This is a genomic window from Bacillus sp. SIMBA_008 (assembly GCF_046535495.1).
In the GTDB taxonomy this organism is placed as follows: domain Bacteria; phylum Bacillota; class Bacilli; order Bacillales; family Bacillaceae; genus Bacillus; species Bacillus subtilis.
Genome location: NZ_JAWRWL010001224.1, coordinates 1 through 238 on the forward strand (window position 1 = coordinate 1; position 238 = coordinate 238).

Genomic DNA, 238 nt, shown 5'->3' on the forward strand with positions numbered 1-238 from the left:
CGCGCTTTCGATCGCTCGAGCAGCCCGCTCATCGTCGTCAGGAGCTGCTGTCGTCAGCGACGCGACCTGAGTCGCGACAGCATCACGAGCACGATCAAGCACGTCGTCCGCGCAGGCCCCGTCGAGCTGAAGGCACAGGTAGAGCACGTCGCTTACTGTGTCTGCTTCGAGCAGTGTGTCTCGTTCCGGCTCACTCGTCGCGTCCTGCAAGCCGGTGCGCATCCATGAGGGCAGCTCC

At 64.3% G+C, this 238-nt stretch carries 1 protein-coding gene; it reads right to left on the minus strand.

The annotated features are described in order from the left end of the window. Positions 1–210, minus strand: a 210-nt coding sequence (locus SB658_RS27330) for a hypothetical protein (protein ID WP_410603691.1), incomplete at its 3' end; no start/stop codon positions are given. Positions 211–238: the final 28 nt, after the last annotated feature.